18 protein-coding genes and 2 pseudogenes are annotated in these 19235 nt (G+C 35.0%); 17 read left to right on the top strand and 3 right to left on the bottom strand.

Annotated features, from left to right (window positions below; translation table 11 throughout):
* Positions 1 to 98: 98 nt before the first annotated feature.
* The 9 genes from OR571_RS17975 to OR571_RS17935 all read left to right on the top strand — a co-directional run bounded on the left by OR571_RS17975 (position 99) and on the right by OR571_RS17935 (position 8230).
* Positions 99 to 677 (top strand): lysophospholipid acyltransferase family protein, encoded by a 579-nt coding sequence (locus tag OR571_RS17975; protein WP_282244781.1) that lies wholly within the window; start codon positions 99 to 101, stop codon positions 675 to 677.
* Positions 678 to 934: 257 nt separating this feature from the next.
* Positions 935 to 1195: a hypothetical protein gene (locus OR571_RS17970; RefSeq protein ID WP_282244779.1), complete on the top strand. Its 261-nt coding sequence runs from the start codon at positions 935 to 937 to the stop codon at positions 1193 to 1195.
* On the top strand, positions 1180 to 1743 hold the full coding sequence (locus OR571_RS17965) for a DUF4097 family beta strand repeat-containing protein (RefSeq protein WP_282246278.1): 564 nt from the start codon (positions 1180 to 1182) through the stop codon (positions 1741 to 1743). Before OR571_RS17970 ends, OR571_RS17965 begins: the two co-directional genes overlap by 16 nt.
* Positions 1744 to 1902: 159 nt before the next feature.
* Positions 1903 to 2709 carry a YitT family protein gene (locus OR571_RS17960; protein ID WP_282244777.1) on the top strand — a complete coding sequence of 269 codons (807 nt, stop codon included), beginning with the start codon at positions 1903 to 1905 and terminating at the stop codon, positions 2707 to 2709.
* 156 nt (positions 2710 to 2865) lie between these two features.
* Entirely contained in the window at positions 2866 to 4470 is a 1605-nt protein-coding gene (locus OR571_RS17955; protein WP_282244776.1) for a spore germination protein, read from the top strand.
* 23 nt (positions 4471 to 4493) lie between these two features.
* The gene (locus OR571_RS17950; RefSeq protein WP_282244774.1) at positions 4494 to 5681 is read left to right on the top strand and encodes a Ger(x)C family spore germination protein; all 1188 of its coding nucleotides are present in this window, start codon (positions 4494 to 4496) and stop codon (positions 5679 to 5681) included.
* A 6-nt stretch (positions 5682 to 5687) separates the two neighbouring features.
* Positions 5688 to 5912 (top strand): hypothetical protein, encoded by a 225-nt coding sequence (locus OR571_RS17945; RefSeq protein ID WP_282244771.1) that lies wholly within the window; start codon positions 5688 to 5690, stop codon positions 5910 to 5912.
* Between the two features lie 37 nt (positions 5913 to 5949).
* On the top strand, positions 5950 to 7062 hold the full coding sequence (locus OR571_RS17940) for a GerAB/ArcD/ProY family transporter (protein WP_282244769.1): 1113 nt from the start codon (positions 5950 to 5952) through the stop codon (positions 7060 to 7062).
* A 49-nt stretch (positions 7063 to 7111) separates the two neighbouring features.
* Entirely contained in the window at positions 7112 to 8230 is a 1119-nt protein-coding gene (locus tag OR571_RS17935; RefSeq protein ID WP_282244767.1) for a GerAB/ArcD/ProY family transporter, read from the top strand.
* 55 nt (positions 8231 to 8285) lie between these two features.
* Here the strand turns inward: OR571_RS17935 and OR571_RS17930 are convergent.
* Positions 8286 to 8704: pseudogene (locus OR571_RS17930) on the bottom strand (universal stress protein).
* Positions 8705 to 8725: 21 nt separating this feature from the next.
* Positions 8726 to 10182: pseudogene (locus tag OR571_RS17925) on the bottom strand (SulP family inorganic anion transporter).
* Positions 10183 to 10421: 239 nt separating this feature from the next.
* Here OR571_RS17925 and OR571_RS17920 point away from each other — a divergent pair.
* The 8 genes from OR571_RS17920 (at position 10422) to OR571_RS17885 (ending at position 18322) form a co-directional block, all read left to right on the top strand.
* On the top strand, positions 10422 to 11342 hold the full coding sequence (locus tag OR571_RS17920; RefSeq protein WP_282244765.1) for an aminoglycoside phosphotransferase family protein: 921 nt from the start codon (positions 10422 to 10424) through the stop codon (positions 11340 to 11342).
* 31 nt (positions 11343 to 11373) lie between these two features.
* Positions 11374 to 11706, top strand: a complete 333-nt coding sequence (locus OR571_RS17915; RefSeq protein ID WP_282244763.1) for a transcriptional regulator — start codon at positions 11374 to 11376, stop codon at positions 11704 to 11706.
* 57 nt (positions 11707 to 11763) lie between these two features.
* Positions 11764 to 12738, top strand: a complete 975-nt coding sequence (locus tag OR571_RS17910) for a sigma-54 interaction domain-containing protein (RefSeq protein ID WP_282244761.1) — start codon at positions 11764 to 11766, stop codon at positions 12736 to 12738.
* Between the two features lie 176 nt (positions 12739 to 12914).
* The gene (brnQ, locus tag OR571_RS17905; RefSeq protein WP_282244760.1) at positions 12915 to 14237 is read left to right on the top strand and encodes a branched-chain amino acid transport system II carrier protein; all 1323 of its coding nucleotides are present in this window, start codon (positions 12915 to 12917) and stop codon (positions 14235 to 14237) included.
* Between the two features lie 31 nt (positions 14238 to 14268).
* A complete protein-coding gene (locus OR571_RS17900; protein ID WP_282244758.1) occupies positions 14269 to 14496 on the top strand; it encodes a hypothetical protein in 228 nt (75 codons plus the stop codon).
* A gap of 42 nt (positions 14497 to 14538) precedes the next feature.
* On the top strand, positions 14539 to 15870 hold the full coding sequence (locus OR571_RS17895) for an amidohydrolase (protein ID WP_282244756.1): 1332 nt from the start codon (positions 14539 to 14541) through the stop codon (positions 15868 to 15870).
* Positions 15871 to 16468: 598 nt separating this feature from the next.
* The gene (locus OR571_RS17890) at positions 16469 to 17413 is read left to right on the top strand and encodes a tyrosine recombinase XerC (protein WP_282246277.1); all 945 of its coding nucleotides are present in this window, start codon (positions 16469 to 16471) and stop codon (positions 17411 to 17413) included.
* A gap of 360 nt (positions 17414 to 17773) precedes the next feature.
* Positions 17774 to 18322, top strand: a complete 549-nt coding sequence (locus tag OR571_RS17885; RefSeq protein ID WP_282244754.1) for a GNAT family N-acetyltransferase — start codon at positions 17774 to 17776, stop codon at positions 18320 to 18322.
* A gap of 65 nt (positions 18323 to 18387) precedes the next feature.
* Here the strand turns inward: OR571_RS17885 and OR571_RS17880 are convergent, their stop codons facing one another.
* Positions 18388 to 19161 carry a GNAT family N-acetyltransferase gene (locus OR571_RS17880; RefSeq protein ID WP_282244751.1) on the bottom strand — a complete coding sequence of 258 codons (774 nt, stop codon included), beginning with the start codon at positions 19159 to 19161 and terminating at the stop codon, positions 18388 to 18390.
* Between the last annotated feature and the right edge of the window lie 74 nt (positions 19162 to 19235).

The raw sequence follows: 19235 nt of genomic DNA, 5'->3' as shown, positions 1-19235 counted from the left end.
AATAACTATACCAGGCCTTTTCTAGGTCTGGTATTTTTATTACTTTCACACTATAATTAGTACTAGATACTAAAACTAGATAATAAAAGGTGATGTCTATGTATAATTTTACATTATCGGTTGCAAAACTGGTGGTACGTTCATTTGGAAAAGTAGAAATGAAAAACGAGCATTTTTTGCCAAAGGATGGCGGGTATATCGTCACTTGTACGCATAGAGGCTGGTTAGAAATTGTCATATTAGGAATGTGTGTACCAGAGCCGATTCATTTTATGGCAAAGAAAGAGCTTTTTGAAAACAAACTGATTGGGCGGTTTCTACGAAGCATAAATGCTTTTCCTGTCGACAGGGAAAACCCATCTCCTAGCAGTATTAAGCAACCAGTAAAGCTTTTAAGATCTGGTGAAGTAGTTGGCATATTCCCCAGTGGCACTAGAGCATCAGAAGGAGCACCTTTAAAAAGAGGTGCCGTAACAATTGGTAATTTATCGAAGGCCCCAATCATTCCTGCATTATATGTTGGTCCTAGGACATTAAAAGAGTTAAGGAAAATGAAAAAGGCTACAATTATTTTTGGAGAACCTATATACATAAAAACAACCAGCAAAGAGGAGCTAGCTACATATACCGAGCTCTTAAATGAAAAAACTAATTTACTAGAAACACAAATTGGATAATGGAATCAGAAAGGTGAATGACGCATTAATGTAGGGAATAACCTATGCAACGTTAATTGTTTTACAATTTTCATTTCACCAGTAACAAACATAGCCCAACCTTGAGCTTGAAGGGTACCGCTGTTACTTTGACAGAAAAAATGCTCTTACATCCTTTGTAGTAGTAATACGCCTCAAGACTTAGAGAAAGTCACTGCTCCAGACCATTTGAATATTTTCCATACACTATATAATAAGATGTATAAAGGAAATATGAAATGGGAGCTGACAAAATGAGTTTAAAAAAGATTGCAATTATTGGTATATTTGTGTTATTAGCTGGAGCAGCTATAAATATTATCTTAAATGTCACAGATACTTTCGTAAAAAAATCAGATGAAATTGTCATAGAAGAAACTGATTTTTCCAAGATTGAAGTTTTAGCAGACAATGCAGCAGTAGAATTATTACCATCTAAAGAAAATAAAACGATGGTATCATTTTCAGGTAAGATGAAGAAAAAATTGAACTATCATTAAGTGCGGATGTTAACGGTGATACATTAAATGTCGAATTAAAAGAAAAAGGCTGGCAGTTTATCCAAATTGGATTTTCTTCATTAAACAATAAAATTACTATTCAAGTACCTGAAAAGGAATATAAAGAAATTAAAACAGAAATTGATAATGGACAAATAATCATAAAAAATATGCAAGTTTCAGAAGTGAATCTGGAATCTGATAACGGAAGAATAGATCTTCAAGATGTTGCTAGCGAAAATGTACGGGTTCAAACCGATAATGGGAAAATTGCCCTTAACAATGTAGAAGGCACTATCAATGCAGAAACAGATAATGGCCAAATTTCATTAATTACAAACAACTTGGATCGAAAAATAACGTTAGAAACGAATAATGGTCTTATTAGCATTCAGTCTGGTCTGGAGCCGACTAATGCGACGATACTTGCTAAAACAGACAATGGTAGAGTAAGCATTTTTGGTAAATCTGCAGAGCAAACGACGTTTGGTAACGGGAAAAATTTGATCAATTTAACAACTGATAACGGTATGATAACTGTAAAATAGCAATATAAATTACTTTAGAACAACAATAATTGACTTGCATGGTTTTCTTTGTTAAATTTATTGTTATATCATTTAGAAGAGAATACTCTTGTATTTACAAGTAAGACTCGTCCTAATTGGGCGAGTTTTTTTCATCGACTTGGAGGGGAACATAATAAAATGAAAAATTTAATAGTCATTGTGGGCTCTCTAATTATCGCATTTGCATTTAATTTCTTTTTAGTGCCTCATGAAATACTAAGTAGTGGGGTAAGTGGGATAGCCATTTTACTTGGATTAATCACTCCCTTTGATACTGGGTTACTGAACTTCATTCTTAATTTACCTTTACTTGTATTAGGTTATTTCAAGCTTGGGAAAAAAATTACGTTGAATACACTCGTTTGTGTAATCTCTTTATCCATTTTTTTATACTTCCTACCAGCTCAATCGATCACCGATAATGTATTACTCTCTTCCATATTCGGTGGTATAATAGGCGGAATTGGGATTGGGATAATTCTAAAATATTCAGGTACTTCAGGTGGAATGGATATTATTGCAATGATTATTTCCCGAAGAAGCAATATACGTGTCGGTTTACTATTAACAGGTATGAATGGCCTCATCGTACTCATTTCAGGAGCAGTATTTAACTGGGAAATCGCATTATATACATTGTTATCTATTTACTTGACCGGTAAAATGGTGGATACAATTTATACGAATCACGAGAAGCTGACGATGCAAATCGTTACAACTTCCGGAGAAAAAATAAGGAAAGAACTACTTAGCTCTATCTATCGTGGGGTGACGATTACAGATGGGTATGGTGGTTTTACTTTAGAAAAAAAGCAGATTTTAATGATGGTTGTTACTCGTTATGAAACAATGCAGATTAAGCAAATCGTTCGTAAGCACGATGAAAAAGCATTTATTAATATTTTTGAGACAGTTGAAGTCGTGGGTGAATTTGCCAAAAACTAAGTAAATTATTATTTTAAAAAAGTCGATATTCCTATATAGGTATATCGACTTTTTTTATTTCTATATGAAAATGAAAAGGATATTTTCTCATAATATTGGATAAACTTTATAGGTACATATTACATACATAACTATTTACAGTAAAAGAGGGATACTATGGGATTTTTTTATGAGAAAAATAATAATCAGCTAGAACCTCCAACTCCTTCCAAGAATCCAGTAAAGGAGCACAAGGAAAAACAAACTTTAAAAACTAGTCTTCAAGCTAATATCAAAATCGTAAAAGCTACGCTAGGTGAAAGTACTGATATTGTAATTCGAGAGATACGAATCGGAAATAAAGGGACCCTTAAAGCAGGAATAATGTATACGGACGGCTTAAGCGATGCTCCTTCTATTCAAAAATTCATAATGGAATCATTAATGCTAGAAATTAAAGAAACGGAGTTAGAGAGCGAGCTTACTCCAAATCCTAAGCTTCTGGACACTATAAAAGATTTTGCACTGACCGTAGGAGAAATAAGAGATGTGACCGATTTTGATATGTTATTTACTACCCTATTATCAGGGAATGTCATACTTTTGATCGATGGTTACTCAGAAGGAATGACCCTTGGTAATAAGCGTTGGGCTGAACGTGGAGTTACAGAAAGTACGACCCAGACAGTAATCAGAGGTCCCAGGGAAGCATTCTCCGAAAATATGCGTATAAATACCGCTTTGATACGAAGGAAAATAAAAGATCCGAATCTCTGGATGGAAAGCAGAGATATTGGAAAGCGAACGAAAACGAATATTGCGGTAATGTATATTAAAGGCATCGCAAATGACGATATAGTGGAAGAACTTCGTTTGCGACTAGATCGCATTGACATCGATGGAATACTCGAAAGTGGCAATATTGAGGAATTGATTCAAGATTCTCAAATGACAACTTTTCCAACTGTTTATAATTCGGAACGGCCTGATGTAGTAGCTGCAGCCATATTGGAAGGTAGAATAGCTATAATAGTCGATGGTACACCATTTGTGTTAACAGTTCCAGCCTTATTCGTTGAATTCTTTCAATCTTCAGAAGACTATTATCAACGAGCAGACTTTACTAGTCTTGTACGAATCCTTCGATTTTTTTCGTTTGGGATTGCATTACTTGCTCCTGCTTTATTTATTGCGGCTACTACTTTTCATCATGAAATGATACCGACTGCACTCCTTATTAACCTGGCCGCCCAACGAGAGGGTGTCCCGTTCCCAGCATTTATTGAAGCGCTTATAATGGAAATCACCTTTGAAATTTTGCGTGAAGCTGGTTTAAGAATGCCAAGGGCTATCGGTTCAGCCATGTCAATTGTAGGCGCGTTTGTAATTGGAACGGCAGCAGTAGAAGCAGGTATGATTTCTGCTGCGATGGTAATCGTTGTGTCTATAACAGCTATTGCTAGTTTTGTTTCCCCTACTTACGACATGGCGATGTCAGTCAGAATTTTGCGTTTTGTATTTATGGGGCTCGCTGCTTCGTTTGGATTATTTGGAATCACAGTTGGTTTAATTGCGCTCATTTTGCATTTATGTAGTCTACGTTCGTACGGCATTCCATACATGTACCCAATAGCACCGTTCAATATTTCCGGTCAAAAGGATACATTTATTCGTTTACCTATATGGAAAATGTTTACTCGGACTCCTTTAATTAGTCAAGAAAATATAAAGAAACAGCAAAATCCAGCTTCTGCAAAGCCAGGGCCAGAAAAAGACCAATGAAAGATAGTTAGGAGGATTAGTCAATGAAAAAAGGCATCTTCATATTACTGATTCTTAGCATCTTTCTTACGGGTTGTTGGAATCGAAGGGAATTAAACGAGCTAGGTATAACGCTGGCGATAGGAATTGATAAATCAGATGACGAATACTTAGTTTCAGCTCAAGTCGTAGTACCATCAGAAGTCTCTATGAAAGGTGGTACGGGAGCTACTCCAGTAACCCTTATTAAAGGGCGAGGAGAAACAGTGTATGAAGCTATTAGAAAAATGACAAAGGGCATGTCTAGAAAAATATATCCTGGACATCTTCGGATGCTTATAATAAGTGAATCATTAGCCAAAGAAGGAATTGGAGATCCTTTAGATTTGATATCAAGGGATTGGGAATTACGATCGGATTTCTACGTTGCTGTAGCTAGAGACGCTACAGCAGAACAAATTTTGAACGTTCAAACTCCGTTAGAAACCATACCAGCCAATAAAATGTTTAGCACACTTAAAGTGTCAGAAGAAAACTGGGCAGCTACAGTAGGAGTTACATTAGATCAGCTCATAACAGATCTGCGAAGTGATGGAAAAGAAGCAGTGTTAACGGGGATTCTAGTGACAGGTAATTCAGAAATAGGATCAAGCAAACAAAATGTGGAAACAATCACTCCAGCTACAAGTATTAAACTTGATGATTTAGCGGTGTTTAAAGAAGATAAATTAGTTGGTTGGTTAACAGAAGATGAAAGTAGAGGCTATAATGGCATCGTAAATCAAGTGAAAAATACGGTAGGGACAGTTTCATGCCCTGAAGGTGGAAAAGCCGATATAGAGGTTCTTCATTTCAAAACAAAAGTGAAAGGTATTGTTAAAAATGGAAGTCCGGAAGTGGATCTCCAAGTTAATATAGAGGCAAATGTAGGTGCGGTAGAATGTCGAATCGATCTTACTAAACCTGAATCAATTAAAATACTAGAAAAAGCTTACGAAAAAGCAGTGGAAGAGACGATTAACCATTCTATTATCAGCGTCCAAGAAAAATATGAGACAGACATTTTTGGATTTGGTAATGCTATTCATCGATCAAATCCGAAAGAATGGAAAACGATGAAAAAACAGTGGAATCAGCATTTTACTGATTTGGCAGCGAATGTTAAAGTGGATGTTAAAATTCTGAAAACTGGTACAGTGAATAATTCTGTAGTAGTAAAAAGAAAGGACTAGCTAATAATGCTGAAAAGCGCAGGAATACTTCTAGTGGCTGCCGTTATTTTATTTATTGAAGTTCCATCACTCTTGGAAAAAAAGCATAAAAAAGAGTTGATTGTGTTTTCGATTCTTCTTGCTATTGGAGTTGGGCTAAGTATCGCGTATAGTTTTGGAAGTGCTATTCCCAATCCAATTGATCTTTTAACTTTCATTTATAAGCCATTACATGATGCAATAACTCGTTAGGTGAATTTGAACGTAAGGTGAGGTTAGATATTAGATGATGCAAAACGTTAAAATAAATTCGTACCAATTTCTAGTTTTAGTAATCTTATTTACGGTTGGTACGAGCATCTTAATTGTTCCATCAGCTTTAGCCACAGTTGCGAAGCAAGACGCTTGGATTGCCGCAATAATTGGTACTGTGATTGGACTATCGATTGTATGGCTATTCACGAAAATAGGTCTTTGGTTTCCTAACCTTACCTTTGTTCAGATGAATGAAATGCTTTTTGGTAAATGGATAGGTAACATCTTATCTTTCTTATTTATCTCCATGACTCTTTTATCTACTGCAATACTCTTATATTACTCTGGTTCATTCCTTACAACCCATGTAATGCCAAATACTCCAATGGGAGCCACTAATATATTGATGGCGATTATATTGGTAATGGCAGTTCGTCTTGGACTAGAGACCATTGCTCGTTCTGCAGAAATCTTTATCGGCGTTTTCTTCCTACTCTTTATTATATTAGTGGTTTTTATTGCACCTGAAATCAAATTCGAAAACATACAACCAGTATTTGAGGCAGATATAAATAGTATTGCCGAGTCATCGTTATCTTTGATCGTTATCTCTTCCGTCTATGCTGTTAGTTTATTGATGATTTACCCAGCATTTATTAACCAACCTAAATCTGCTAAGAAATTTTTTTTATTTGGAAATTTAATAGGGGGACTAGTCATCATTATCCTCACATTTTTGTGTATTTTCGTATTAGGTGCTGATATAACCGCAAGACAGGAGTTTCCTGGATATGGTTTGGCCAAAATGATAAACATTGGGAATTTTATAAACCGAGTAGAGGCACTGATGGCTGCACTTTGGATTATTTGTCTTTATTTTAAGATGGTTATATATTTTTATTCCTCGGTTTATGGGTTAGCACAAATTTTAAATTTAAAAGATTATCGACCTTTAACGTATCCGTTAGGGATGATTGTCGTTGTCTTTTCGCTCGTGATTTTTCCTAACGTTATGGAACAACAAAAATTTGATTCGACTATAAATATCTATTTTGCCTTAACGATTGGCCTTCTTTTACCTCTCTTAATGGTAATTGTATACGCTATACGAAAAAAACAATTGAAAAAAAATCTTGATTACGCTTAAATTAATATAATTTAGATATATATGGACTAGAAGTGAGGTGAAGATATATATGTTGCCAACCGTTAAAATAAATTCGTACCAATTTCTAGTTTTAGTTATATTATTTACGATCGGTACTAGCATCTTAGTAATACCATCTGCTTTAGCTGCCAACGCGAAACAAGACGCTTGGATTGCCGCAATTCTTGGTATGGGGATTGGACTATTGATTGTATGGCTATTCACGAAAATAGGACTCTGGTTCCCAAATCTTACTTATATTCAAGTGAATAAAACGCTTTTTGGAAAATGGATAGGTAACATCTTTTCTCTCTTATTTATCTTCATGACTTTTTTATATACTGCAATACTTTTGTATTATTCTGGTTCATTCCTGACGATCCATGTAATGCCAAATACGCCAATGGCAGCTACTAATATTCTTTTTGCTATCATATTAGTTATGGCAATTCGACTTGGGCTCGAAACTATTGCACGTTCTGCAGAAATCTTTATCGCCATTTTCTTTATACTCTTTTTTATATTGGTGGTTTTTATCGCCCCAGAAGTTGAATTTAAAAACATCCAGCCTGTTTTGGAGATAGATATAAATAAAATCTTTCAGTCATCGCTACCATTGATTGTTGTATCATCTTTGAATACTATTAGTTTGTTAATGATTTTTCCAGCCTTTATTAACCGACCTAGCTCTGCTAAGAAACACTTTTTAATCGGAAATTTAATTGGTGGACTAATTGTCACGATTATCACCATCTTGTGTATTTTAGTATTGGGTAGTGATATGACAGCTTTACAGATGTTTCCGAGTTATGAACTCGCCAAAAAGATAAACATTGGAAATTTTGTAACCCGCATAGAGGCAATGATGGCTGCCCTTTGGATAATTTGTCTCTATTTTAAGATGGTTATTTATTTTTATGCAGCTGTATTTGGTTTGGCTCAAATGTTTCAATTGAAAGATTATCGTCCACTAACATACCCATTAGGTATGATTGTCGTCATCTTATCACTCGTGATTTTTCCTAACAATTTAGAGCAAAGTGTTTATGACACTACTATTGATATTTACTTTTCATTAACGATTTGTCTTCTTTTACCTCTCTTAATGGTAGTTGTATATGCTATACGAAAAAAACAATTACAAAAGTTACGAAAGCATCGTAACTAAATATTTTTGATTAAAAAACCCTGCCGTTTAATATAGGCAGGGTACATTTTTGTACTTATTTAACTATTAATACAGGACAGTTAACTCTTTTGACTACTTTATGACTCACGCTTCCAAGTACCATTTCTTGCAATCCATTTAAGCCTCTCGAACCGATAACGACTAATTCAAAAGCATGTTCATTTGCGTACTTAATAATAGTTGGACCTGGTTCACCTCGTAAATGGTAGTTGTGTATGGAATATTTTTCACCTGTAACAGCTCTTGTACAGGGAATAATTTTTGACGACGTGAAAAATCGAGTTCTTCCCTTCCTTGCGTGTGCAATATCTCATTCTTTGACTTGGAGAAGTCCACTACATATACGACATCTACTGTACATTCAGCATTCATAGAAGCTATTTTTATAGCTTCTGCGGCTGCACGAAGCGAGTTTTCAGAACCATCAACTGCTAACAAAATTTTTTCATACATTTTGAGCACCTCCAAAAAGAGTTAATCGGAAATCACAAACGATTTATTGTGAATAGTAAGTTTTTCAACTAATTTTTCACTAGAAGAGTCTAGTCCTTTAATGGTTACAATGTTTTTGTTCTCATTATATTTATTAACGACTTTATCTATTGCACCAACAGCAGAATCATCCCAAACATGCGATTGTCTAAAGTCGATAATAACATTAGTGCTTTCTATGGAGTAGTTAAATGCATCGACAAAATCCTCTACAGAAGCGAAAAATAATTGACCTTCAATCACAAAATGGGCGTGTTCATTCATATGGTTTTCCGTCACTCTAATTTTCGCTATCTTAGCTACAAAAAAGATTGCACTTAAGATAACTCCTGCTATAACCCCTTTGGATAAATCATGTGTAGCTACAACGATTATGACAGTTGCAAGCATCACAATTGCATCCGTGCGAGGAGCTTTACGTAAGTAAGTAAAAGACGACCAGTCGAAAGTACCAATACAAACCATTATCATAATACCTACAAGAACTGGCATTGGAATTTGTACTACTAAATCTCCTAAAACAAGGATTAAAAACATTAAAAACAAACCTGCAACGAACGTAGAAAGTCTTCCACGCCCACCTGATTTAACATTAATCACCGATTGACCAATCATTGCACATCCAGCCATTCCTCCAAAGAAACCAGTAACGATATTGGCAATACCTTGTCCTTTTGCTTCTTTATTCTTATTACTATCAGTCCCTGTCATATCATCCACTATAGATGCGGTTAGTAAGGATTCTAATAAACCGACAATTGCTAGAGCAATGGAGTAGGGGAATACAATAGCAAGTGTTTCAAAATTGAAAGGTATGTTAGGGATAAAAAATTCCGGTAAGGATTTCGTGATTCCTCCTAGGTCACCGACCACTTTCATATCAATTCCAGCGTACAAAGTAACCGCCGTAAGAACAATGATCGCAATAAGCGGGGCAGGTATGGATTGTACAAATCTGGGAAGCACGTACACGATGACTAATGTAATCCCTACAAAAACATATGTCACAGTGGACTCTCCTAGAATATGTGGAACTTGGGCTAAGAAAACTAAGATGGCCAATGCGTTAACAAAGCCAATCATAACAGCTCGAGGAATAAACTTCATGAGTTTTGCTATATTAAAAACACCAAATAGGATTTGAATAACACCTGTTAAAACAGTCGCTGCTAGTAAATAATCATGTCCATACTCTTTTACAAGTGGAACCATCAATAGAGCCATTGCACCTGTAGCTGCTGAAATCATAGCAGGTCTTCCTCCAACGAATCAATCGTAACGGCTATTAGGAATGAAGCGTATAATCCAACCATCGGATCAACACCAGCAATAATAGAGAAAGCAATTGCTTCTGGAATGAGTGCCAACGCTACTACAGCTCCAGATAATATGTCGGCTCTCACATTGGAAAACCATTCTTTCTTTATTTTTTCTAACACTAAATTGTTCACCTCATCTATCTTTCCATTACATTTGTTTTTATTCATCGTATCAGTTTAACATTGTTCCAAACAAAACAAAATATTTTTTGAGGGTAAAGGGTGGTATTGAGAAAACTTAATAGACTTAGAATATAAATATATTGATAGGAGTTAAAACGTGTACGATAATGAAATAATATGAAGAGCATATTTAAGGGGAATTTTACTATTGAAGAATGTAGAGGTGTGTCTATTAGATGATAAATTATCCAAATGAGTTTGTACAAAAAGTAACTGGTGCTTTTGGAAATGTAGGAAAAGAATGGCTAAGTGAATTGGACTCTATTGTTCAAACGTATCTTGAAAAATGGAATCTTCAATCCAAAGGCCCAGTAGAAAACTTATCGTATAATTATGTGCTAAAAGTTAAAGATGAATATGGAAACCGAGCAATTTTGAAGCTTGGTGTGCCAAATTATGATTTTGAAAATGAGATTCGTACACTTCAGACGTATGATGGTGAAGGCTGTGTTCAACTATTAAAAATGGATTCGACAGATGGTGTAATGCTTCTAGAACATTTACTGCCTGGTACTATGCTTGTTGGAGTTGAAGAAAGACTTGCTATTAAGCATTTTGTAAAGGTTTGGACTGACATACGGAGAAAGGTTGAAACAAACGCAAATCATCCAACGGTTGAGGATTGGATGCAGGCTTTCGACCGTTACTTAGAAGTTTATCCAATGAACGAAGGACCTATTTCTACGGAAAACATTCAACTTGCAAAAAATTATGCTCACGAAATTACTAATTCTTCCGAAGGAATCGAGCTTTTACATGGCGATTTGCATCACGAGAATATATTATTCTCGGATGAATATGGATGGACAGCTATTGATCCGAAGGGAGTAATTGGAGATCCTTATTTTGATTTTGTTTCATTTTTAACAAATCAGTTAATAAATACATTCAATCCAAAACAATTATTAAAGCAGAGAGTTACCTTACTTAGCGAGGAAATGCAATTAGATAATGATCGACTCCTAAAAGCAGCTGTCGCCATGTCCATGTTATACGCTTGTTGGGGCTTAGAAGACAATGATCCGAATTGGGAAAATTCATTTAGATGTGCAAAGTGGTTTGAAGAATTAAGGGATCTTGATAAATTGGATAGTTGAGGGTTTAGCAATTGAAAGGATGGACAAATAAATGAGTTTTACAGAACTAAATCATTTATCTGATTATGACAATGTGTTAGTTGTAGATGCAAATGGCATTACAATTTTTTATGATTTAGCTGATTTGCATATTTTAAAGCATCTAGGTCTCAAACCCGAAGAGTTTTTAAGAAAAAGTGTGACATCCTTTTATAAAAACTTATCGATAGAGGATAGTACTTTAATGACTGTATTAAGAACTGGTAAACCGTTATGGAATGCAGAGCAAGAACTAACATCCAATAATGGCTTCACATATACTTCAAGAAGCTCTACTTTTCCTATTCATAATGGAACTTCTATAGTAGGAGCTATTGAATTATAAAAGCACTACTACCAGAGAGAAGATATACAATTACTTGATCAATTTGCAAGTCATAAAATGTATAGAAAAAATAATACCATTTATACAATTGACAATTTAATTTCACAGAGTAGTGTGATGGAAGAAATAAAGAATAAAGTACGCAAGGTCTCTAGTACCGATTCGACTATCCTGATAAATGGCGAAACAGGAACCGGAAAAGAAATTATTGCACAGTCCATTCATAATTTAAGTAGAAGATATACTCAACCATTTATCCCGATAAATTGTGGTGAAATTCCTCCCACTTACATAGAACATATACTGTTTGGAACGGAGAAAGATCCATTAACCTCCACACCTGATATACTCGGTATCTTAGAGCAAGCAAACGGAGGAACAATCTTTCTAGATGAAATTAGTGCTTTAGATATTAAGCTCCAAGCAAAATTATTAAAAGTAATTGAGGACAAACTAATCCGACGTGTAGGTGGAAAACAGGATATTCACTTGAATATACGTGTAATAGCAGCTACCAACGAAAATCCTGAAAAATTAATGAGAGAAAAACTATTACGAGAAGATTTGTATTACCGATTAAGTGTCTTTCAATTAGATTTGCCACCATTATCTGACCGGAAGGAGGATATTACTGCACTTACTCATTATTTTATCGAATTTTATAATCGTCATATGCAAATCAAAATTGAAAAATTGGATGATCAAGTATTAATGGCTTTTCAACAATATAATTGGCCGGGCAATGTAAGAGAACTTAAGAATGCAATAGAAACCGCGTATAATAATGCTAACTCAAAAGAGATACACTTATATGATATTCCAGCAAAAATAAGAAACTACTCCAGTGTATTGGAGAAAATAACTATTTCCGAAGATAGCTTTAACCTAAAGGATAAAGTGGAGGAATATGAAAAAAGCCTTATTGTGATAGAGCTAAGTAAGACTGGAGGAAAACTTGCAGAAACCGCTAGAAGATTAGGAATATCAAAACAATTATTAAAATATAAAATGGAAAAATATGAATTGAGGTAAAAATATTTTTACCAAAGGGGTGAAAAATTTACCTCCTTTTTTTATTGGACATTATTGATTAAGATAAAATCAACTATTAGAAAATTAAAACATTGACTTCTACAATTAGATGCTTAGAAAGTCAATTATTTTGTAAGGGTTTTCAATGGGGTTAGAAAGAGAAGAGGGGAAATGGAATGAAAAAGTCTATTCAACATAGCATGATAGTGGGATTCGCATTATTTGCGATATTTTTTGGTGCTGGTAATTTAATATTCCCACCGTCAATTGGAAATGTTTCCGGTACTGAATGGGTGTTCGCATTAATAGGATTTTGTATCACAGGAATTGTTTTACCACTTTTAGCAGTCGTTGCCATTTTAAATGCAGGGGGAAAATTTGAAGATTTAACTAGACCGATTAGTCCATGGTTTTATAAAGTGTTTAATTTATTATTAATGGTTGGTATTGGAATGTTCGTGACTATTCCACGTATGTCTGCAACAACGCATGAGTTAGGGGTCCACCAGCTGTTTCCGAAGGTTCCCTCTCTAGTCACGATTATTGTGTTTTTTGCCATTTGTTTTTATTTTGCTATGGATAAATCTAATGTTATAGATAAAATAGGTAAAATTCTCACACCTGTGTTAGTTATTGCACTTTTGCTTATTGTGGGAAAAGGTATTTTTGATCCAATCGGTGTACCAGTTGTTACAGAAATAAATAATGCTTTCTCCAATGCTTTTATAAGTGCTTATCAAACTGGGGATGTCGTAACTGGAATTTTTTGCGCACCTATCTTTATAGCTGCAATAGTTGCTTTTGGGTATAAAGGAAGGCAAGCCCGTACGATGGCGATAACCGGAACGCTTATCGCTGGTTTAGGGTTATTAGTTATTTATGGGGGGTTATTATTTCTTGGAGCTTCAGGTAGTGGTTTTTTCCAAGCTGGTATTGAAGACACTGCTTTAGTATCCAACTTAATAGAATTATCACTTGGGAATTTTGGTTCTATTGCTCTAGCAGTAGCAATTGCATTAGCGTGTTTAACTTCCGCCATCGGAGTAATTACGGTAATCGCTGATTTCTTGAATGACTTAACGAAAAACAAACTAAGCTATCGTATATGGGTTGCTGTTGTCTGTATTGTTGGTATGGGAATAGGTTCTGCTGGCGTTGGAGCTATTGTCACTTATGCAATTCCAATCTTTACAGCATTATATCCAGTGTCAATTGTATTAGTGATTTTAGGAACTTTCCGTCATTTCGTTCCAAATCCAGGATCTTACCAAGGAGCTATTTTATTAACGTTTATCGTAAGTCTATTTGAAACTATAGCCTCATTAGGATTAACGATTCCTTTTTTGACTGACATTATTGCAAAACTACCTTTAAGCTCAGATGGTTTTAGTTGGTTAGTACCGGCAATTGTCGGATTTATTGTTGGTAGTATTCTTTATATAATTATTGGTCCAAAAAATAACCCTGCAGATACACTTCATTCTGTAGAGGTTGAATAATCTAACTAGAAAAATAAAGGAGACTTACATCATGGAAATGACAAAAGTAATGTTTATTAATGGTAAAATTTTTACATCTAATATTGAAAAAAAATATGCGAATGCGATGATTATTCAAAATGGTAATATTGAATGGATAGGTAACCAAGAGGAAATACAAGACTTTGAAGACGTAGTAATTGATTTAAAGGGGCGCCGAGTGCTACCGGGAATTATTGATGCACATATGCATCCCCTATTACTTGCTAATTTTTCTTAACAAATTGCATGTACTCCTCCGTTAGTCTATTCCGTAGAGGACATGATCCGTGAGTTAAGAACAATGATTGAGGAAGAATGGATTGAAGGTTGGGGTTATGACGAAGGTAAGCTGAAAGAGGGACGGGCACCAAACCGACAAGATTTAGATAAAGTTTCTAAAGACAAGCCAATTGTCGTTACCCGTACATGTGGGCATATCATTTCTGTGAATAGTAAAGCACTTTCAATTGCTGGTATTAGTAAAGATACACCTGACCCTGCTGGGGGAAAAATTGACCGAGATAAGAATGGTGAACCAACTGGTATATTACGAGAAAGTGCTAGATTAATATTGTTAAATAAAATGCCACAGCTTTCCATAGAAGAGAATGCTTCTCGACTTGCTGAGCTGACAAAATCTTTATATGCACACGGTATTACTGCAATCACAGATCTTATGGCTAGCCATAAACCGATGGATTATGTAGATATATATACACTAGCAAGAGATAAAGGTTTAACACAAAATGTTGTTTTATATTATATGTGGCATGATTTAAAAATGAATCCTATTTTAAACGAAGAAAACACCGATCGGAAAAATCCTATTCATATTGGTGGAGTGAAACTATTCGCAGATGGAAGTGTATCTGGAAGAACAGCTTGGGTCAGTCCACCATTTCTAGGTGATGAAGATAACTACGGTATTTCAACTACTTCAGAAAATGAACTGTTAGAAGCGGCTGAGTATGCCAAAAAACATGGTGTGCAATTGGTGATCCATGCAATGGGCGAACAGGCGATTGATTTAATCGTGAACACATTTTATGGGAAAGAAGCTTGGCTTCAAGATGGTCCGTCCATTCGTATCGAACACGCCGCTATGCCTACAATGCAGGCTATTGATCGTGCGGCAGAAATGGGTATCGCTTTTGTTCCGCAACCTATTTTTTTATATGCAGAGATTGAAAGTTATCTGAATAATTTAGGTTCTGATCGAACCAAAACAACCTATCCAGTTAAAACAATGTTAAATTCGGGTATTCCAGTAGCGTTTTCCTCAGATGCTCCCGCCACTGCATGGGCAGATCCAGTAAATCCTTTTGTTGGTATCAAATCTGCTGTAACACGTGTTGCTTATGATGGTACGAATACAGGTGATACGGAAAAAATTGATGTCGAAACTGCAATTGAACTCTATACAAGAGGTGCTCAATACATTACTCGCCTCCCAAATGTTGGCCAGTTAAAAGAAGGTTATCGTGCAGACTTTATTGTGTTAAACAAAGATATATTAGAAGTATCTCTTGATGAAATTGATAAAATATCTGTCGAAGCAACCTTTTTGAAAGGAGAATTAGTGTATCTCAAAGAAGGAGTTCCTTCTATTTAAAATATGCACCGAAAATCCAGAATTGCAGATGAGGAGCTAACAAGTTGAGGGCCGCCAAGTTATTAATGCAGGTGTGGAATGATTGATACAAAAGAATCAAATAATTTAATGGATATAGCCACATAATTCAAAAAGTAATGGCTGAATACATAAAAAGACCGGTAGATGTACTGTTCGGTCTTTTTGTGTATTCAGTATTTTATAGATATTTCAATTAAGTGAAGTGGCACTATAAAAATAGATATTACTCAGTAAGTACGAAAGGATCGTAGCTCAAATGAGCGAAGTTCCTATCCGCGAGTTCCAATGAATTGAATATAATGTCTTCATTTTTAAAGTAGCTATAAATCGTCCTTGTCCTTCAATTACTTTCAACACGTTAATTTTAAAGCCGTTTACCTACAATTACACACAAATAAAAAGATAAACGCCTCTAAGAGCGAATTTGAAGCATCCCTAATTTATACCATTTATTATTAGTAAGATTGATGGGAAGGGAATTTTTTTATGAAAATCTACTTAAATTCCAATAAGGTTCCCAAATTCATATTTGGGAACCTTATTTTGTGATAAAATAGGAGGTAGAGAGGTGGAGCAAATGCCGAAAATATTAAAGGATTTTTTAGTATATTTAACGACAATAAAAGGAAAATCTATACGAACACGTAAAGAGTATGAATACGATATCACATTGTTTTTGCGATTTCTAAAAGCGATGGAAAATGACATAGATCCTTCCAAAATGGAGGAGATAGATTTAAAAGATATATCTATCGATTTTATACGTGAAATATCATTGGAAGACATATACTTATTTTTGGAATTCTGTGAAGTACAGCGAGGAAATAGTGCGGCCACGAGAGCACGAAAAGCTGCAACGATTAAATCATTCTTCAAATATCTAAAAGGGAAAAGGAGATTAATAGAAGAAAATGTTGCAGACGAGTTGGAAACACCTAAAATCGGGAAGAAAAAACCAATTTATATGAACCAAGAAGATGCGGAAATTTTTATAAAAGGCATTAAAAGAAGTAATCATTACTATCGTAATTACGCGATGATTATGTTCTTTTTGAACTTAGGACTCCGTGTCTCGGAGCTATGTAGCTTAAATCTAAATTCGATTCAGGATAGAGTGTTGTATGTAATAGGGAAGGGAGATAAGGAACGAACAGTTTTCTTAAACAATGTGTGTATCCAATCGCTTGAAGTTTATATGTTAAAGGAACGCAAATACATACAAGGGGCTAATACCAACGAAGCCTTATTTTTATCACAAAAAGGGACGAGGTTAACTCGTCAAACAGTCGCTAAGATTGTGAAACAAATAAATGCAGATTCTGGTTTGAACAAAGAGAAACTAACCCCACATAAGCTTAGACATACATCTGCGACGATTATGTACAAAAATGGAGCGGATATCCGGAGCTTGCAGCATATACTTGGCCATACTAGTGTTTCCACGACACAAATTTATACACATGTGGAAGATAAAGAAATACAACAAGTGATTGAAAACAATCCATTTAACCAATTAGGTTAAAATAATAGTATTATATTAACTAAATAAAAATAAACTATATTAATATTTAAAATAATGTTACAATTTAACGATATTGGATGCTATTTCACTGAGTAGTCTTTTAACGAATTATTTTAGATTAATCTCTTAATTTCTTAATAGAAAAGATACCGGAGCCGCAGTTAGATTACTGGTAATGAACAACAAGAGAATGCTTAATTTACGGAGTACGGAACATTCGTTCTATTTATTAATCGACTCGTTAGTATTGCACAGATAATGGTTTCCAATGCTAGATAGCGCTAGGTTTCTAGCTATTTTTCAAAGTTCCAACAAATAGGTTAACATAATTTTATTATGTTAACTAATAGGAGGTTTTTTATGTTTACATACAAATTAGATGAAAATACATACTTGAAAATGCTCGAATTACGGGATGCTGAACATTTGTTCGATTTAACGATTGGCTCAAAAGACAGCTTGAGAGAATGGCTGCCATTCATCGATTTCACCAAGTCTGTTGCTGATACACAAAACTTTATCCAGTCAACGATGAAACAATTTAGTGAAAATAATGGAGTGCAGGCAGGTATTTGGTATGATGGAAAGCTCGCTGGCGTTCTCGGTTTTCATCAAATTAACTGGAGCAATAAATCAACTAGTATTGGTTACTGGCTTGGAGATGAGTATGTTGGTTTAGGATTAATGACTAAATCGGTTAAAGCCTTTGTCAATTACGCACTAAACGACTTAAAATTAAACAGGGTAGAAATTCGTGCTGCCGTCGAAAACAAAAAAAGTCGAGCAATCCCTGAAAGACTAGGTTTCACAGAAGAAGGGTGCATTCGTCAAGCAGAGTGGTTGTATGATCATTATGTTGACCATGTAGTTTATGGAATGTTAATGAAGGATTGGAAAGAAGAAATGTAAAATTATTTATCTGAAAAACCCTGCTTGTTAATCTAAACGATTATCAGCAGGGTAAAAATTATTAATCAATTATAACTATAGTAATCTTGGGCATGTATGACAATGAAACCGACCGATTCATACAGCTTAAGTGCATTTGCATTAGTTGTCTCTACTTCAAGATGTACAGAGTGACCAGATGATGACTGATCTTTCACTACTTTTTGTATTACTTTCCGGCCAATACCTTTTCCTTGATGGGTAGGTAGAATGGCAAAACCATAGATCCATGCTTCTCCATTTTCTTTTTTTACTCGAATTTTTCCGATCGTTTCTTCATTCACATCAATCATGTACATCGCATTATCACTATCTCCATTGATTCTGCTTTCCATCGCGTGTGCATCTTCTTTCGTTAAACCAAATGCTTCAACATCCAACTGAACACGCATTTCTAAATCCTTTTCATTTGCTAGCCGCAAGGTAAAGCCATTAACTTCTTCCAAAAATTTTTCTTTCCACTTCATTTGATGCTCTGAGAATACATAATTTGCTCCAATTGTCTTTAAGAATAGCTTAGCTTCTGCAGAACTTGTTGGCGCATTTAATAAAATTTTATTGTATGGAGGTTGTTTGGCTATCGCCATCCCTTGTTGAAATAGTTTAGAGAAATATCCCTTTCGCCGTTCATTAGGCTTCACCATACCACATACTTCTATAGTCGAACCGAACGGATATAACCCCAAAAAGGCTACCAGCTCATCATTTTCATATTGAAAAAAGTCTAATTGAGTGGATGTACGATTTCTAAGCATTTCCCAATTTAACTTCAGTTGGATGTGATCATTGTGTTTCATCATTCTTTTTGAAGTTTGATTTATATCTTCTAATTGTTTTTTTCGTTAACATACATTTACTCCTTTTTCTAATGTTT

It is taken from the genome of Psychrobacillus sp. NEAU-3TGS (genome assembly GCF_029955155.1).
Classification (GTDB): domain Bacteria; phylum Bacillota; class Bacilli; order Bacillales_A; family Planococcaceae; genus Psychrobacillus.
The sequence above is the reverse complement of the archived record's forward strand: the minus strand, read 5'-3'. Positions and strand labels throughout refer to the sequence as shown.

Excerpts from the sequence above, each read along its gene's own strand:
- OR571_RS17975 (WP_282244781.1), top strand. The coding sequence starts at position 99 with ATGTATAATTTTACATTATCGGTTGCAAAACTGGTGGTACGTTCATTT.
- OR571_RS17970 (WP_282244779.1), top strand. The coding sequence starts at position 935 with ATGGGAGCTGACAAAATGAGTTTAAAAAAGATTGCAATTATTGGTATA.
- OR571_RS17960 (WP_282244777.1), top strand. The coding sequence starts at position 1,903 with ATGAAAAATTTAATAGTCATTGTGGGCTCTCTAATTATCGCATTTGCA.
- OR571_RS17955 (WP_282244776.1), top strand. The coding sequence starts at position 2,866 with ATGGGATTTTTTTATGAGAAAAATAATAATCAGCTAGAACCTCCAACT.
- OR571_RS17950 (WP_282244774.1), top strand. The coding sequence starts at position 4,494 with ATGAAAAAAGGCATCTTCATATTACTGATTCTTAGCATCTTTCTTACG.
- OR571_RS17945 (WP_282244771.1), top strand. The coding sequence starts at position 5,688 with ATGCTGAAAAGCGCAGGAATACTTCTAGTGGCTGCCGTTATTTTATTT.
- OR571_RS17940 (WP_282244769.1), top strand. The coding sequence starts at position 5,950 with ATGCAAAACGTTAAAATAAATTCGTACCAATTTCTAGTTTTAGTAATC.
- OR571_RS17935 (WP_282244767.1), top strand. The coding sequence starts at position 7,112 with ATGTTGCCAACCGTTAAAATAAATTCGTACCAATTTCTAGTTTTAGTT.
- OR571_RS17920 (WP_282244765.1), top strand. The coding sequence starts at position 10,422 with ATGATAAATTATCCAAATGAGTTTGTACAAAAAGTAACTGGTGCTTTT.
- OR571_RS17915 (WP_282244763.1), top strand. The coding sequence starts at position 11,374 with ATGAGTTTTACAGAACTAAATCATTTATCTGATTATGACAATGTGTTA.
- OR571_RS17910 (WP_282244761.1), top strand. The coding sequence starts at position 11,764 with ATGTATAGAAAAAATAATACCATTTATACAATTGACAATTTAATTTCA.
- brnQ (WP_282244760.1), top strand. The coding sequence starts at position 12,915 with ATGAAAAAGTCTATTCAACATAGCATGATAGTGGGATTCGCATTATTT.
- OR571_RS17900 (WP_282244758.1), top strand. The coding sequence starts at position 14,269 with ATGGAAATGACAAAAGTAATGTTTATTAATGGTAAAATTTTTACATCT.
- OR571_RS17895 (WP_282244756.1), top strand. The coding sequence starts at position 14,539 with ATGATCCGTGAGTTAAGAACAATGATTGAGGAAGAATGGATTGAAGGT.
- OR571_RS17890 (WP_282246277.1), top strand. The coding sequence starts at position 16,469 with ATGCCGAAAATATTAAAGGATTTTTTAGTATATTTAACGACAATAAAA.
- OR571_RS17885 (WP_282244754.1), top strand. The coding sequence starts at position 17,774 with ATGTTTACATACAAATTAGATGAAAATACATACTTGAAAATGCTCGAA.
- OR571_RS17880 (WP_282244751.1), bottom strand. The coding sequence starts at position 19,161 with ATGATGAAACACAATGATCACATCCAACTGAAGTTAAATTGGGAAATG.